Source organism: Pseudonocardia kongjuensis (assembly GCF_039526905.1).
Lineage (GTDB): Bacteria > Actinomycetota > Actinomycetes > Mycobacteriales > Pseudonocardiaceae > Pseudonocardia > Pseudonocardia kongjuensis.
This window is the reverse complement of record NZ_BAAAJK010000007.1, coordinates 398,743-410,609: the sequence shown is the minus strand read 5'-3', so window position 1 is coordinate 410,609 and position 11,867 is coordinate 398,743. Positions and strand designations below refer to the sequence as shown.

Below are 11,867 nucleotides of genomic sequence, written 5' to 3'. Positions count from 1 at the left end.
CGCAAGATCGAGGGAACACTAGGCCGGACGGTCCAGCCGGTTCAACGTGCGGAGCCGAGCCGTTCATCCACGGGGACGGAGGCCGATGGTGTGCGGACAGCCCGCCGCATCACCGCAGCGGCCGCTCCGACGCGAACTCCCAGACGATCGTCGACAGGTCGGGCCCGGCCCGGTCGGTGAACGTCCCGGACGCCCGCGGCCCGGACCAGGTGTGCCCCATGCCCTCGACCAGGTAGGAGTCGATCGTCGCCTGGCCGGGGACCCGGTGGGTGGTGCGGGTGTAGGGGTGCGCACCGGGCGGTTCGACGCGTTCGACGGCGTGCGGCGTGGTGTCGACGTCCGGCCGGCCGGTCGCGACGAGCGCCCCGAGCACCAGCCACTGGTGCACCAGGCGTTCGGCCATGAACGGTCGCACGACGTCGTCCTGGTCGCCCTGCACGACGATCAGCGGGACCTGGCGGGCCCGCGGCCCCATCGCCGCCAGCGCGAGCTGCGCGGTGTCGACCGGCGAGACGCCGTCCAGGTCGTGCTCGGCCCGGTGGAAGCGGTACTCGCCGCCCGCCACCGAGGTGACGGTCGCGAACAGGTCGGGGTAGGTGGCGCCGAGGATCACCGCGGTCCCGGCACCGGACGACGCGCCGGACACGTGCACCCGGGCGGGATCCGCGCCGTACTCCTCGATCACCTGGCGGACGGCGCCGGCGAGCAGCTCCGGCTCGCCGCGGTCCCGGTCCTGGTGCTCGGGGGACAGCGAGTTCCAGCAGAGGAACCCGTTGCGCAGCAACGACTGGGTCGGGTAGACGACGAGGAAGCCCTCCCGGTCGGCGAGCTCGTCGAACCGGGTCATCGACTTCATCGAGTTCAGCCCGTAGCCGGTCATGCCGCAGCCGTGGACCGCCACCATCACCGGCATCGGCCGGTCCGGGCGCCAGGACGGCGGGACGTGCACCTGGTACGCCAGGTGCCCCTCGGACGAGGAGTAGCTGCCGATGCGGTCGGTCCCCGCGCCCCGGTCCCGGGCCGCGGCGGATCCGGCCGTGACGAGCCCGGCCAGCACCAGCGCCGCGGCGAGCGCCGCCACCAGCCGGCGCCCGGTCCGGCGCCCGCTCACGGCCGCGTCCGTTCCGTCGGGTCCCGGTCCACTGTGATCGCTGCACACACCGTGCTCGCCCCTCTCCGTCGTCGGTCCCAGTAGAGGCCGTGCCGCAGCGGCACGGTCAATGCCGGACGGGCCGGACGACCCGTCCGGTGCGGAGATCCGCGACACAGGGGCTAGCGTTCCCTCCGGACGCGCCCCGGCCGCAGCGGGCACCCGGGCCGACCGGAGGAGGGCTGCGCGATGCGGGAGGGATCGGCCCGGTTCTGGTTGCCCGAGTGGCGCCGCTCCGGTGCGAGCTCGGCCCTCGCCGTGCTCGGCGGGATCGCGACCGTCGTGATCCTCCGGACGCAGGACACGACCCTCGCCGTCGTCGACGGTTGGGTGGTGGTCCTGCTCATCTACCTGAGCGCCTACCTGGTGCTGACGATCACCGCCTTCGTGTCGGCGACGCCGGCCCAGATCCACGGCTGGGCGCGCCGGGAGAGCCGCGGGACCGTCCTGGAGCGCTACGTGCTGGGCACCGCCCCCGGCCCGGGTGTCTCGATCTTCATCGTGGCGACCGCGCTGGCCGTGGCGGTGCTGTGGCTGCCCGGCCACGGCGGCGGCAGCCTGCCCGACGGGGCCCGGATCGCGGTGGCGGTCGCCCTCATCGTGGTCGGGTGGGTGTGCGTGCTCGTCTCGTTCGCGGTCGCGTTCCACGCGGACGACCTCGTCGAGGACCGGGCCGCCCTGCGGTTCCCCGGCGGCGGCGTGCCCCAGTGGGCGGACTACGTGTACTTCGCGGTGTCGGTGATGACGACGTTCGGCACCACCGACGTCACCGTGCTCTCCCGCGAGATGCGCCGGACCGTCACGGCGAACGCGGTGATCGCGTTCGTCTTCAACACGGTGACGATCGCCGCGACCGTCTCCGCGCTGGCCTCCGGCTGACCGCCCGGCTCGTCATCAGAGTTGATGAGCTGGGGAAACACGCCGGACGCCGTACTCGACAGGACGTCTGAACAGCTCATACGGGTTCGTCCGGACGGTGGAGGTCGGGGAGTGGACAGGTCGGCCGGGGAGCCGATGGACCGGCTGCAGCACGAGGAGTGGCTCCGGTTCCAGGCGTGGCAGCGGCACCGCCACAGCGACCGGCACGCCGTCGCCGCGGCCCAGACGCCGCCCGAGGTACCCGGCACGTCGAACTGCCGGCGGGCCCTCGTCGTCACCGGGCTGGTGCTCGCCGCCGTGCTCGCCACCCTCGCCCTGTCGGCGGTGGACGACACGATCGCCGGCGGCGACGGCATCCGGCCGGCGTCCGCGGAGTTCGGCGCCCGGCCGTGGGACACCGCCGAGGTCCGCCACGGCCCGGGGTGACGGCGGGCCGCCCCGCTACCCGGTGTCGCGCAGCAGCGCGCGGTGCAGCGCGGCGGCCTCCGGGCCGGGCGAGATGCCGAGCTCGTCGCGCAGGGTCCGCTGCAGCCGCGCGAAGACGGCCAGCGCGGCGGCCCGGTCGCCCTGGGCGTCGAGCGCCCGCATCAGCAGCAGGTGACCGCGCTCGGCCAGCGGATCGGCCGCGACCAGCCGGCGCGCGCAGCGCTCGGCACCGGTCAGCTCGGCGCCGCCCAGCCGCAGGCACGCCTCGGCGTAGCAGGTCATGGCCCGGTCGTGGGCCGGCCGGAGCTCGGCCCGCCGCTGCTGGACCCACTCGTCGTCGAACCCGGGCAGGAACTCGCGCTGGGTGACGAACACGGCGCTCAGCGCCTGCGCCCACGCCCGCCGCCAGTCGCCGCGGCCCGCCGCGGACTCGGCGTCGTGCAGGGCGGCCGCCGCCCGGTCGGAGTCGACGGACGCGCCGGACGGCAGCACCAGCCGCAGCCCGGACCGGCCGCGGATCTCGGCGGGGGCGAGCGCGCCGCGGGTCTTCGACAGCACCGAGTCGAACACCCGTGGCGCGCCGGGGTCCGGGACGCCGGGCCGCCACAGCACCTCGATCAGCGCGGACCGGTCGACCGCCGCCGACCGGTGGGCAGCCAGGTAGGCCACCAGCAGGCGGCCCCGCCGTCCGGGCAGCCGCGCGTCGACCGGACGGCCGTCGTGCTCGACGACGAAGGCCCCATGCAGCTGGATCCGCACCGTGTCATGGTGACAAGGTCGCTGCCACGTCGCGACAACGTCGCCGCAACGACCTCCGGGACCCTTCGGATATCCACAGTTCGACGGACGGGACGCGATCCCGTCCCTGCCCGCAGGGGAGTCCGCCATGCTCCATCAGGTCAGCTGCGAGTGCGGCTACGAGGTCCGCGACGGCGACGAGCAGGTGCTGGTCCGCCGGGTCCAGCAGCACGTCCGGGAGAACCATCCCGAGCTCGCCGACCAGGTGACGCCGGAGGTGATCCGGGGCTGGGTCGAGCTGGTCCCGTAGCGGCGGCTCAGCGGCCGGGCGCGTAGGCGCGGAGGAACGCGTCCACGCCGAGCGCCACCGCCGAGGCGACGAGGTCCTCGTCGGCCTCGGCGGATCCGCCCGCCGTCAGCTCGGGGAGCTGGGACTGGGTGAGCGCGATGAAGTGCTGGGCGGCGACGTCGGCGTCGTCGATGTCGAGCAGCCCGGCGTTGCCGAGCCGGGCGAGCCGCCCGGCGAGCGCCTCCCGGATCGGCCCGAACCCGGCCCGGCGGACCTCCTCGAACACGGCCGGATCGCGCCGGCTCTCGGCGAGGACCAGCCGGGACAGCGACGCGGCGCACCCGTCGCGCTGGCAGCGGGTGAGTGCGACGCCGAGCTCGTGCAGTCCGGCCCGGAACCGGTCGGGATGCAGGTCGAGCGCGATGACGTGCCGGTAGGAGACCTCGTTCACCTGCCGGGCGACGTCGGCCATGGTCTCCCGGAACAGCTGCTCCTTGCCGCCGAAGTAGGAGTAGACGGTCGGCTTCGAGACACCGGCGGCCCCGGCGATCGCGTCCACGCTCGCCCGCTCGTAGCCCGCCTCGCCGAACACGGGTGCGGCGGCGTCGAGGATGGCGCGCCGCTTGTCGCGCTTGCGCGCCGTCGGCGCGTCCCCGATGTCCGTCGTCGTGCCCACGACCCGAGCCTAGCAACGCACTACCTGAACGGCGTTGAACTTTACTACACCGTTTAGTAGCTTCACGTGCATGACAACCGAGTCGGCGCGGGTCGCCGGTGCACCGGGGACGCGCCGGGTCCTCGCCTCGATGGCGCTCGCCGCGTTCATGGCCGTGCTCACCGGGACCACCGTCACCTCCACGCTGGGAGCGCTCGGCGCCGAGCTGGGTGCGCCGATCTCCGGCATCGTCTGGGTCACCGTCGTCTACCTGGTGGCCGCGTCCGCCTCGGTCCCGCTGGTCGGCTGGCTGTCCGCGCGCTGGGGCCCGGCCCGGCTGCTGCAGGCCGCGCTGGTCGGCTTCGCGCTGAGCTCGCTGCTGTGCGGGTTCGCCTGGGACCTGCAGAGCCTGGTCGTGTTCCGGGCGGTGCAGGGCCTGTCCGGCGGGTTGCTGGAGCCGGCCGCGATCGCGGTGGTCGGCATGGTGGCACCCGCCGCCGGCCTCGGCCGGGTGATGGGGCTGGTCTCGCTGGTGATCAACGTCGGCCCGGTGGCCGGCCCGCTGATCGGTGGCGCGCTGGTCGGGGCGGGCGCGTGGCCGTGGATCTTCTGGCTGAACGTCCCGCTCGCCGGGCTGGTGGCGCTCGGGGCCTGGCGGCTGGTGCCGGGCACGCGCTCGACCGGCGAGCGGGCCGCCGTCGACGTCCGCGGGCTGCTCCTGCTGCCACCGGGGTTCGTGCTGCTGCTGCTCGGGCTGAACCGGGCCGGTGCGGGCAGCGGCGCGGTGACCGTCGGCGTCTGCGTCGTGCTCGGGCTCGCGCTGCTGGCCGGCTACGTCCGGCACGCGCTGCGCGCGCCCGCCCCGCTGCTGGACGTGCGGCTGCTGCGGATCCCGTCGTTCGCGGCGGCGCTCGGCGTGATGAGCGCGGTCGGCCTGGTGATGTACACCCAGCTCACCGTGCTCCCGGCGCTCGATCCGGCTGGCCGGGCGTTCCCGGTGGCCGTGCTCGGGCTGGGCCTGATGATCTCGATGACGCTGTCCGGGCGGGTCAGCGACCGCACCGGGCCGCGGATCCTGGTCCGCGGCGGGGCGCTGGTCACCGCGGCCACCGCGGTCCTCGTCCTGGCCGGGCACGGCCGCTGGCCGGCCGGCGCGGTGCTCGGCGTGGTGTTCCTGCTCGGGCTGGGCTTCGGCGCGGTCGCCGCACCGACCTTCGCCGGGCTGTACCGGGTGCTCCCCCGGGAGTCGATCGCGCAGGGCACCGCGGCGCTGTTCATCGTCGTCCAGCTGTTCGCCTCGGCCGGGGTGACGCTGGTCGGGTTCCTGACCGCGGCCTCGGCCGATCCGGTCGGCACCGCCTACGGGGTGGTGGCCGTCGCGGCGCTGCTGGTGGCCGGGGCGGCGCGGCTGCTGCCGGGGCGGCCGGTCGCCGTGCCGTGATACGAGCACGACCACGGACGGGTGCTCGTCGCCGCTCCGCCGCGCGGGTTCCCCGTTCCGGGCGACAGGGTGTCCACATGCGAACCACACGCGCACCGTTCGTGGCCGGTCTGCTCGCCGCCGGTCTGCTGCTCGCCGGCTGTGGCGGGGACCCGGCGCCGTCGGCGACCGGGGAGATGGCCGCGCCGCCCGAGCAGGCGGCCGGATCGGCGGACCAGGCCACTGCGGCGGCCCCCTGCACCGATGCGATCCTCACCGCCACCGTCAACGAGCCCACCGGTGAGGGGCAGCAGCGGACGATCCTGTCCTGGCGGAACACCTCCGACCAGCCGTGCACGATGACCGGCTTCGGCGGCGTCGACCTGCGCGGACCGGACGACCCGACGTTCGGGCCGTCGTACTCGCTGCCGCGCTCGGCGGAGGAGCCGTCCGCGATCACGCTGCAGCCCGGCGGCACCGGGATCACCACGATCACCACGCTGTCCGGCGGGGACTGGACGCCCACCGAGGTCGTGGTCACCGCGCCGGACGAGACGACGTCGCAGACGGTGCCGTGGCGCGGCGGGCCGGTGCAGCGTCAGGACGGGGCGACCCGGCCGGGCTCCTTCATCGGACCGGTGGAGCAGGGCTCGGTCTGAGCTCCGGGCCGGACGACGACCACGCCCGCGTCGTCGTCCATCCGGCCCCGGGAGTGCTCCAGCGCCGCGGCCACGACGTGCCGCGCGATCCGGTCGGCGCCGGCGTCCGGGGGCGCCGCGGTGAGGGCGGCCCGGACGCCGTGCTCGTCGAACTGCACCGGGCTGCGGTGCTCCCGGGCCTCGGTGACGCCGTCGGTGTGCAGGACCAGCGCGTCCCCCCGGTCCAGGGTGAACTCCTGGCGGGAGACCGGCGTGTCGGTCAGCAGGCCGAGCACGGTGCCGCCGCCCTCGAGGTCCTCGACCGTGCCGTCCCGGCGCAGGACGTAGCCGTGCGGATGGCCCGCCCCGGCGAGGACCACCCGGCGGCCGGTCGCCGTCCCGCCGGTGCCCTCGGGGTGCAGCTCGGCGTAGACGGCGGTGACGAAACCGGTGGGGCCGTCGCGGAACCAGTCCCGCAGGACCGTGCCGACCGCACGCAGGACGTCGTCGGGCCGGTCTAGCAGGTGCGCCGCGGTCCGGATCGCGGACCGGGCCATCGCGGTGGCCCGGGCGGCGGTGGCACCGTGCCCGGACACGTCGCCGATCAGCAGGCCGGTGATCCCGCCGCGCCGCACGACGTCGTAGAAGTCGCCGAGCACCTCGGTCCCGGTGCCGGCCGCGCGGAACGCCACCCCGATGTCGAGCCCGGGCACCCGCGGGGTGCGGGCCGGGATGAGGCTCTCCTCCAGGACGGCGGCGAGGGCCGCGGACTCGGCGGCGAGCGTCTCGCTGGTGTGCAGCGCGGTGCGCAGGGCGATCTCGCTGTCGGCGGCCAGCGCCAGGGTGCGCAGCGACTCGCGGTCGGCGTCGGTCCACTCCCGCACGTCCGGGTCCATCGCGCAGAGGTTCCCGACGACCTGGCCGGACGGCCCGCGCACGGGCGTGCCGAGCCAGGCCCGCGCGCCGAACGCGATCATCTGCGGCAGGTCGCGCAGGCGCGGGTCGAGCCGGACGTCGGCGGCGCTGACCTCGGCGCCGGTGTCGATGATCAGGTGGCAGGCGGCCTCGTCGAGCGGCCGGACGTAGGTGCCGTCGGGATCGCAGACCGCGTCCGGGGCGGGGGTGCCCTTCAGCACCGTGCGGACGTCGTCGGCGACGGTCAGCGCGACCATCGGGGTGCCGAGGAGCTGGGCGGCCAGCCGGGTGATCCGGTTGAACGCCTCCTCCGGCCCGGACTCCAGCAATCCGGCGGTCCGCACCGCGTCGAGCCGGCTCTGTGTGTCGATCCCGAACCGTTGCACCTGTGTCCCTGATCGTCTCGTGCGGGCGCCGCAGGCTACAGAGCCGCGCGCCCCGACCACCAGACCCGCCGGGGCGACACGCCGCCCGGCCGGATCAGCAGTTCGGGTCGTGATTGTCCCTGCCCTGCATGCACGGCTCGCCGTCGCTGTTCCGCGGACCGTCGGTGCGTCCTTCGAAGTAGCCGTACTCCGGTGACCACGGGCGCCCCTCGGTCGGACCGGTGTAGGTCGGTGCCCCCGGTCCGGCGGACGCCACCGGGCAGTCCAGCTCGCCGGGCATGCAGGCGGTCGCACCACGGTCGACCCAGTACGGCCAGGTCCCGCAGGCGGCGACGTAGTCGCTGGGGTCACCCGCACCGCGCGCGTTCCACCAGGCCGGGTCGTCGCACCGGTCGGCCGGAGCAACGTCCACCGGCTCCGGTTCGTCGGCCCGCAGCGGGAACTCGGGGACGACGCGTGCCGGGACGGGCGGTGCCGGGACGAGCTCGGCGACCGTCGCCCCGGGCACGACCACGGGCGCCCCGGCCGCCTGCACCCGCGGTGCCGCCGTGGCGAGCGACAGCGACCCGGCGACGACGGTCGCGGCGATGAGCAGCGCAGCCAGGACGCCGACGAGGACGGCGCGCTGCTCGGAGGGCTCGTGCCGACGGTGTGCGTTCATCGCTGCGGTCCCCGCTCGGTCCGGGCCGCCCGACACGACCCACCTGCGGCGTACATCGCGGCGACCGGAGCAGCGTTAGGCGTCCGATCGGACGCTCATCGGATCTGATGACGGCGCGGTCCGCCGCTCACAGGGCGAGCTGCCCCACGAGCAACCCCGCCCCCATCGCGACCATCGCCCCACCGGACACCCGGGACACCGTCCGCGTCCAGGACGGCCGGGCCGCGAGCACCCGGCGGGCGCCGATCCCGACCGCCAGGTACACGACGCCGCAGCAGGCCACGTGCACCGCTCCGAGCACCAGGATCTGCCCGGCGACCGGCCAGTCGCCGGCCGGATCGGTGAACCGGGGCATCAGGGTCAGGAACAGCAGCAGTGCCTTCGGGTTCAGCCCGCTGGTCCCGGCACCCTTCGCGGCCGCCCGCAACCGGCCGCCGCTCCCGGAGCCGGTCCCGGTCCCGGAGCCGGTGCCGGTGCCGAGGCCGAGGCCGGTGCCGGTGCCGGCCGGACGGGCCAGGCCGGTCGCGCCGAGCCAGATCAGGTAGCCGGCGCCGATCCCGGTGAGCACGGTCAGCGTGGCCGGGGAGCCCGCGACCAGCGCGGCGATCCCGGCGGCGACCGCCCCGGTCAGTGCCAGGTGCCCGGTGAGCAGCCCGGCGACCGCCGGCAGGATGGTCCGCTGCCCCAGCCCGGCGCCGATCACGTACGCCCAGTCCGCCCCGGGGGTGAGCACCAGCAGCAGCGACAACCCCCAGAACGCGACGACCGCGTCCACCGCCATGTCCGTCTCCCCCGCTCGTTCCGACCCGGGAAACGCTATGGCGGAACCGCCGGAAGGTGTTTCCAAGCTTGCGCGGATCGGCCCTGTATGAGGGAAGATTCGGGCTGTGGACGCGATCGACCGGAAGATTCTTGCCGAGGTGCAGCGGGACGGCCGGATCACCATCACCGAACTGGCGGAGCGGGTCCGGCTCAGCGTGTCGCCGTGCCACCGGCGGCTGCGCGCGCTGGAGGAGTCCGGCGCGATCGCCGGCTACCGGGCGCATCTCGATCCCGGCGTGCTCGGCCTGGGCTTCGACTCGCTGGTCTTCGTCACCATGCGCGACGCCGACCGGGTCACCGTCACCGCGTTCGAGGGGGCGGTCGCGGGCATCGACAACGTCGTGCAGGCGCAGCGGCTGTTCGGCGATCCCGACTACCTGCTCCGGGTGATCACCCGGGACCTGTCGGCGTTCCAGCAGCTCTACGACGACCGGCTCGCCGCGCTGCCCGGCGTGCAGCGGCTCAGCTCGACCCTGGTGATGAAGAGCATCGTCGAGGACCGGCCGCTGCCGGTGTGAGCCGCGGGGTTCACGACCGTCCGGCACGGGAACCCGGTGCGCACCGTCCCCGACCGGAGGTGACCCGTGTACCTGGCCGACCGCCCGCTCTGCCCGCGCTGCGGCGTGCAGTTCCCGCTCGGCGACGGCACCGGACCGTGCCCGATCTGCACCGACGAGCGCGAGTACGTCGACTGGGACGGCCAGCGCTGGACCACCCCGGCCCGGCTGCGCGCCGACGGGTTCCGCGGCGAGGTCCGCGAGGAGGTCCCCGGCCTGTGGGGCGTCGGGACGACGCCGGACCTCGGGATCGGGCAGCGGGCGCTGCTGGTGCCCGGCGACGGCGGGAACGTGCTGTGGGACTGCACGGCACTGCTCGACGACGACACGGTGGCCCGGGTGCACGAGCTCGGCGGCATCGCGGCGATCGCGATCTCGCACCCGCACTACTACTCGACGATGTCGGCGTGGAGCCGCGAGTTCGGCGACGTGCCGATCCACGTGCACGCCGCCGACCTGGACTGGGTGCCGCGCGGCGCCGAGGTCGAGCCGTGGAGCGGGACCGAGCGCGAGATCCTGCCCGGCCGCACCCTCGTCCATCTCGGGGTGCACTTCGCCGGCGGCGCGGTGCTGCACTGGGCCGACGGCACCGACGGGCACGGCGCGATCTGCGCCGGCGACATCGTCACCGTCGTCCCGGACCGGCGCTGGGTGGGCTTCATGTACAGCTACCCGAACCTGATCCCGGCCCATCCGGACGTGGTGCGGCACGCCGTCCGGACGCTGTCCGGGTACCGCTACCGCGCGCTCCACGGCGCCTGGTGGGGGCACGTCGTCCAGGGGGACGCGCACGCCGCCGTGGTCCGGTCGGCCGCCCGCTACCTGCGGCACCTGGGCCTCGAACCGGACACCGAGGGCGGCTGAGCGGTTACGGTCGGGGGTTCGCCCCCGCCCGACCCCGACTTCCGGAGGAGCCGCCGGCATGAACGACCTCGATCCGGAGGAACTGCACCAGGTGCTGTCGCGCAGCGCGGCCGCACTCGTCGAACGGGTGGCGGACGACGCGCCGGAGGCGGTGCTGACCCGGCTGTGCTCGGCCGCCGTGGTCAACGTGCCCGGCGTCGACCACGCCGGGCTGACCATGCGCGACCGGGACGGCAACCTGTTCTCGTACGGCTCCGCCGATCCGCTCGTGGCCGAGCTGGACGCGCTGCAGGCCGAGCTGGCCGAAGGCCCCTGCGTCGACGCGGCGCTGCCCGGGACGACGACGACCGTGCACGTCGAGGACTTCGTCGGCGAGACCCGCTGGCCGCGGTTCTCCGCGGCGGCCCGCGACCGCGGCGTGCGCGGGCTGCTGTCCTTCGCGATGGCACCGGTGGAGGAGTCGCCCGGCGCGCTGAACCTCTACGCCCGCACACCCCGGGCGTTCGGCGAACCGGCCCGGCTGATGGCGGGGGCGTTCGCCACCCAGGCGGCGATCGCCCTCTACGGGGCCCGCCGGATCGAGGGCCTGACCGACGCCGTCGAGACGCGCGACGTGATCGGCCAGGCCAAGGGGATCCTGATGGAGCGGTTCACCATCGACGACCGGGCCGCGTTCGATCTGCTGGTCAGCCTGTCGCAGGACTCGAACCGCAAGCTCGTCGACGTCGCACGCTGGCTCACCACCGAGGCCGGGACCGCCGCGGGCCGGACGGCCGCCGATCCGGTGCCCGCCCGGCGTGCCGGAACCGGTGCCCGGCGATCCGCACCGAAAAGGTGAATAACCACACGGAAAGTAATATGCGGGCACGATGGTGTGGCCGGGTTTGATGACGACGATTCCGGCCGTTACGTTGTCTCCAGCCGGCACGGGCTCCCCCCTTTTTTTGTCAGCGTGCCGGCAGGTGCCGGGAACGCGGATCCGCGTCCCGTAACTCATCAGGAGAAGAACTGTGCTGAAGAAGAAGGCCGGCCTCGTCGTCGCCGCGTCCGCCGCGGGCCTGCTCGCGCTGTCCCCGCTCGCGTTCGCCGACGGCAACGTGATCGACAAGGACGCCAAGGGCGTCGTCGCGGGCCTGAACGGCAACAACGCCCAGGTTCCGGTCCAGGCGTGCAACAACAACGTCCCGGTCAACGTCCTGGGCGTCCAGGTTCCGGTCGAGGACGCGGCTGCGGCCAACGGCCTGACCGGCGCGGCCGGCATCGCGGGCGAGGGCGCTGCGCTCTCCGGCGACTCCGCCACCGACCAGTCGGACGCCTGCGCGCAGGAGGCCGGTGCCGGGGACTCGATCAACTGATCGACCCGGATCACCGGGGTGCCCCGGGACCGCTTCGGTCCCGGGGCACTTTCGTGTCCGGCGGACCCCTCGCGAACACGCTGGGTGGCCGTCGTGAGTGGTCGGTGCCACT

The 11,867-nt window shown here is 74.7% G+C and carries 15 protein-coding genes; 9 read left to right on the top strand and 6 right to left on the bottom strand.

Annotated elements, in window-relative coordinates; all coding sequences use genetic code 11:
• Positions 1-109: 109 nt before the first annotated feature.
• Positions 110-1,111: an extracellular catalytic domain type 1 short-chain-length polyhydroxyalkanoate depolymerase gene (locus tag ABD160_RS12300; protein ID WP_344021647.1), complete on the bottom strand. Its 1,002-nt coding sequence runs from the start codon at positions 1,109-1,111 to the stop codon at positions 110-112.
• A 228-nt stretch (positions 1,112-1,339) separates the two neighbouring features.
• Between ABD160_RS12300 and ABD160_RS12295 the strand changes: the two genes are divergently transcribed.
• Together ABD160_RS12295 and ABD160_RS12290 are read left to right on the top strand one after the other, a co-directional pair.
• The gene (locus ABD160_RS12295) at positions 1,340-2,029 is read left to right on the top strand and encodes a DUF1345 domain-containing protein (protein ID WP_344021645.1); all 690 of its coding nucleotides are present in this window, start codon (positions 1,340-1,342) and stop codon (positions 2,027-2,029) included.
• A gap of 111 nt (positions 2,030-2,140) precedes the next feature.
• Positions 2,141-2,455, top strand: coding sequence for a hypothetical protein (locus ABD160_RS12290; protein WP_344021643.1), 315 nt, complete (start codon positions 2,141-2,143; stop codon positions 2,453-2,455).
• A gap of 15 nt (positions 2,456-2,470) precedes the next feature.
• Here the strand turns inward: ABD160_RS12290 and ABD160_RS12285 are convergent, their stop codons facing one another.
• Entirely contained in the window at positions 2,471-3,214 is a 744-nt protein-coding gene (locus ABD160_RS12285; RefSeq protein ID WP_344021641.1) for an AfsR/SARP family transcriptional regulator, read from the bottom strand.
• Positions 3,215-3,341: 127 nt separating this feature from the next.
• Here ABD160_RS12285 and ABD160_RS12280 point away from each other — a divergent pair, with 127 nt between their 5' ends.
• Positions 3,342-3,503: a DUF1059 domain-containing protein gene (locus ABD160_RS12280; RefSeq protein WP_344021639.1), complete on the top strand. Its 162-nt coding sequence runs from the start codon at positions 3,342-3,344 to the stop codon at positions 3,501-3,503.
• 7 nt (positions 3,504-3,510) lie between these two features.
• Here the strand turns inward: ABD160_RS12280 and ABD160_RS12275 are convergent, their stop codons facing one another.
• On the bottom strand, positions 3,511-4,158 hold the full coding sequence (locus ABD160_RS12275) for a TetR/AcrR family transcriptional regulator (protein WP_344021637.1): 648 nt from the start codon (positions 4,156-4,158) through the stop codon (positions 3,511-3,513).
• A gap of 70 nt (positions 4,159-4,228) precedes the next feature.
• Between ABD160_RS12275 and ABD160_RS12270 the strand changes: the two genes are divergently transcribed.
• Positions 4,229-5,578 (top strand): MFS transporter, encoded by a 1,350-nt coding sequence (locus ABD160_RS12270; protein ID WP_344021635.1) that lies wholly within the window; start codon positions 4,229-4,231, stop codon positions 5,576-5,578.
• A gap of 77 nt (positions 5,579-5,655) precedes the next feature.
• Entirely contained in the window at positions 5,656-6,216 is a 561-nt protein-coding gene (locus ABD160_RS12265; RefSeq protein WP_344021633.1) for a DUF4232 domain-containing protein, read from the top strand.
• On the opposite strand, the gene ABD160_RS12260 is transcribed toward ABD160_RS12265, so the two are convergent.
• The 3 genes from ABD160_RS12260 to ABD160_RS12250 all read right to left on the bottom strand — a co-directional run bounded on the left by ABD160_RS12260 (position 6,156) and on the right by ABD160_RS12250 (position 8,938).
• Positions 6,156-7,496 carry a PP2C family protein-serine/threonine phosphatase gene (locus ABD160_RS12260; RefSeq protein WP_344021631.1) on the bottom strand — a complete coding sequence of 447 codons (1,341 nt, stop codon included), beginning with the start codon at positions 7,494-7,496 and terminating at the stop codon, positions 6,156-6,158. The two genes, ABD160_RS12265 and ABD160_RS12260, sit on opposite strands and share 61 nt — an antisense overlap.
• A 94-nt stretch (positions 7,497-7,590) precedes the next feature.
• Positions 7,591-8,157 (bottom strand): hypothetical protein, encoded by a 567-nt coding sequence (locus ABD160_RS12255; protein ID WP_344021629.1) that lies wholly within the window; start codon positions 8,155-8,157, stop codon positions 7,591-7,593.
• Between the two features lie 127 nt (positions 8,158-8,284).
• On the bottom strand, positions 8,285-8,938 hold the full coding sequence (locus tag ABD160_RS12250) for a LysE family translocator (RefSeq protein WP_344021627.1): 654 nt from the start codon (positions 8,936-8,938) through the stop codon (positions 8,285-8,287).
• Positions 8,939-9,044: 106 nt separating this feature from the next.
• Here ABD160_RS12250 and ABD160_RS12245 point away from each other — a divergent pair, with 106 nt between their 5' ends.
• The 4 genes from ABD160_RS12245 (at position 9,045) to ABD160_RS12230 (ending at position 11,755) form a co-directional block, all read left to right on the top strand.
• Positions 9,045-9,497 (top strand): Lrp/AsnC family transcriptional regulator, encoded by a 453-nt coding sequence (locus ABD160_RS12245; RefSeq protein WP_344021625.1) that lies wholly within the window; start codon positions 9,045-9,047, stop codon positions 9,495-9,497.
• Between the two features lie 66 nt (positions 9,498-9,563).
• Positions 9,564-10,400 (top strand): MBL fold metallo-hydrolase, encoded by an 837-nt coding sequence (locus ABD160_RS12240; protein WP_344021623.1) that lies wholly within the window; start codon positions 9,564-9,566, stop codon positions 10,398-10,400.
• A 58-nt stretch (positions 10,401-10,458) separates the two neighbouring features.
• Positions 10,459-11,238 carry a GAF and ANTAR domain-containing protein gene (locus ABD160_RS12235; protein ID WP_344021621.1) on the top strand — a complete coding sequence of 260 codons (780 nt, stop codon included), beginning with the start codon at positions 10,459-10,461 and terminating at the stop codon, positions 11,236-11,238.
• A 172-nt stretch (positions 11,239-11,410) separates the two neighbouring features.
• Positions 11,411-11,755 carry a hypothetical protein gene (locus ABD160_RS12230; protein ID WP_344021619.1) on the top strand — a complete coding sequence of 115 codons (345 nt, stop codon included), beginning with the start codon at positions 11,411-11,413 and terminating at the stop codon, positions 11,753-11,755.
• Positions 11,756-11,867 lie beyond the last annotated feature (112 nt).

Bases quoted from the DNA above. Each gene is read 5' to 3' on its own strand.
- ABD160_RS12235 (WP_344021621.1), top strand. From the start codon at position 10,459: ATGAACGACCTCGATCCGGAGGAACTGCACCAGGTGCTGTCGCGCAGC.
- ABD160_RS12265 (WP_344021633.1), top strand. From the start codon at position 5,656: ATGCGAACCACACGCGCACCGTTCGTGGCCGGTCTGCTCGCCGCCGGT.
- ABD160_RS12270 (WP_344021635.1), top strand. From the start codon at position 4,229: ATGACAACCGAGTCGGCGCGGGTCGCCGGTGCACCGGGGACGCGCCGG.
- ABD160_RS12255 (WP_344021629.1), bottom strand. From the start codon at position 8,157: ATGAACGCACACCGTCGGCACGAGCCCTCCGAGCAGCGCGCCGTCCTC.
- ABD160_RS12280 (WP_344021639.1), top strand. From the start codon at position 3,342: ATGCTCCATCAGGTCAGCTGCGAGTGCGGCTACGAGGTCCGCGACGGC.
- ABD160_RS12295 (WP_344021645.1), top strand. From the start codon at position 1,340: ATGCGGGAGGGATCGGCCCGGTTCTGGTTGCCCGAGTGGCGCCGCTCC.
- ABD160_RS12250 (WP_344021627.1), bottom strand. From the start codon at position 8,938: ATGGCGGTGGACGCGGTCGTCGCGTTCTGGGGGTTGTCGCTGCTGCTG.